This window comes from Stenotrophomonas sp. 2YAF22 (genome assembly GCF_052114665.1).
In the GTDB taxonomy this organism is placed as follows: Bacteria; Pseudomonadota; Gammaproteobacteria; order Xanthomonadales; family Xanthomonadaceae; genus Stenotrophomonas; species Stenotrophomonas indicatrix.
Window position 1 is genome coordinate 1 of the sequence record NZ_JBFRFE010000669.1, and the last position, 2273, is coordinate 2273.

The 2273-nt window shown below is 67.1% G+C and carries 1 protein-coding gene; it reads right to left on the reverse strand.

The genetic code is table 11. The features are described from left to right. Positions 1-118 precede the first annotated feature (118 nt). Positions 119-2092, reverse strand: coding sequence for an AsmA family protein (locus AB4Y84_RS19735; RefSeq protein ID WP_442244899.1), 1974 nt, complete (start codon positions 2090-2092; stop codon positions 119-121). Positions 2093-2273: the final 181 nt, after the last annotated feature.

Genomic DNA, 2273 nt, shown 5'->3' on the forward strand with positions numbered 1-2273 from the left:
CCGAACGCACAGCCGCCAGCGGCTGGGCCGGACCGCGGAGCGGGGTTTACGGCGTGTCCTGCCTGTCGCCTTGCTTCGGCTCTCCGCACGGAAAACAAAGGCGCCGCGAACGCCCGCTCTACTTCGCGTAGTGCCCACCGCAGTCGGCATCCTTGCCCGGCCCCAGTTCGATGGTGGCCAGCAGTGCCGCCGGCGGCGCGATGCTGCCCAGCGTCAACGCCACCGCACCCCGGATACCCAGCGCCTTGAAGTCCGGGCGGAACGACGGGTCCTTGAAGGTGCCGCCGATGCGCAGCGGCGAGCGCAGCACCAGGATGCTCCTGTCCTTCGGCCGTGGCTTCAGCAGCAGGTCCAGTGTTTCATCGCGCAGGCTGACATCGCCCTCGCCGAGGATGATCGTATCGGTGGTGTCCACTGCCATCGACCGGGTATGCATCAAGCCCTCGCGCACGCCGAAATCGGCGAAGGCGCAGCGCAGGGGAATCTGTTTGTCGCCGGTGAACAGGAATTTCAGCGACTCGGTGATGTCCAGCCCCGCCACTTCCATCAGCAGGTTGCCGACATGGCCGCGGCCCATGCCCAACGCCACGTTGCCGCTGCTGCTGCCGAGCATCGCCGCGATCGAGTTGCCGTTGCCGGTCAGATCAATGGCGCCGCTGATCCCCCCCTTGGCCTGCTCGGCCAGCTTGGCATCGGGGAACAACTGGCCCAGCTGCACGCCGCGCACGCTGGCTTTCAACGAGGTTGCGATCTGCGGGCGACGTGCGTCCATGCGGATCGTGCTGCGGATGTCGCCGCCAGCAACGCCGAAGTTCAGCGGGTCCAGCCGCAGTACACCATCATCCAACAGCAGGTGTGCATCCATGTCGTCCAGCGGCAGCTTCGGCGCATTGATGCGCTGGGCCTTCCAGCGTACGTCGGCATCCATCGCGCGAAGCTTGCCGAGGTTATACGGCGTGGCCGGCAACACCTTTGCGCTGGCGGCCACACGTGCGGCCTCGGCCCGCTGTTCTGCATTGGCGGTCTCGCCGCCACCGGTCTTCGGGGGGGCACCGACGAAGCCTGCAAGGTCATCGAAATCGAGGCGGCGCGACACCAGGTTCGCGGTCATCCGGGGGCGTTCCCTGGAGACATCGAACTGCACATCGCCGCCCAGGTCGCTGTCGCCGACTTTTCCGGTGAAGCGCTCGTAACGCCACACCTGGTGATCACGCTTCAGCCGGCCATCCAGTGCGTAGGGCGGGGAGGGCGGAATGGCGATGCCCAGTAATGGATACAGATCGGCCAGGTCTTGCCCGCTCAGCGCGAACTGCAGGTCGAACACCTGCAGCTGGAACGGGTTGGTCAGGGTGCCAGTGGCGACGGCATGGGTCGCGCCAGCGCGGCCATCCAGATGGATGCGGAAAGGATGGGCGCTGTCGGTCAGCTCCAGCGGCGATTCGGTGCCGCCGCTCAGGATGAAGGGATTGCCCCGCCAGCGGCCCTTGCCGGCCACCAGCAACGGTGGTGCAGCGTCGGCCTGTTTCGGTTGCCCGCTACGCACGTTCACCAGGATGTCGGTGCGGCCGAGTGCGTCGAGGAACTGCAGGCGACCATCGTCGATGTGCAGGCGCTTGAGCTGCGGTGTGGTGCCGCCCCTGCTCTCGCCGAGGAAGCTCCAGTTGCCCGGGTCGCCCTTGCGTGGAGCCGTCTCGAGCAGCACGTCAGGGCGGGTCAGGCGGATCTCGGGCAGTTGCACGTTGCCGCGCAGCAGGGGCCACACCCGCACGTCGATCTCAACCCGGTCTGCGCTGGCCATGTTCGGCTGTTTCGCCCAAGGCGCATTGGCGAAGGTGAGGGTATCGGCGCGCACGGTGGTGGTACGGCCGAGTTCGACATCCAGGTTGCCGATGTGCAGGGCGCGCCCGGTACGCGCCTGCACCGCACGTTCGACCGGGCCTTTGAACCAGTTCCAGTCCCACAGGGCGATGAGGACCAGCAGTGCTGCGAACAGGAACACCAGCACGGCGAGCCAGCGCTGCCCGCGGGGACCGGGGCGACGCAGGCGCCAGCGCGGCGCCTTGGAATCAGCAGGAGCAGAGGCAGCATTCACACCGCCATGGTTGCCCCGTCGGGGTGGACGGGGCGCGAAGCGATCATATGCATCGTGTGCAGAGCCGGTGCCTGCTCGCCGGCCAGGGGCCTGGCGTTACCCTCAATACGGGATCACAGCACCTGTCGGGTCACGGCGACGAAGTGGCAGACGCTGCCACCGATCACGAACAGATGCCAGA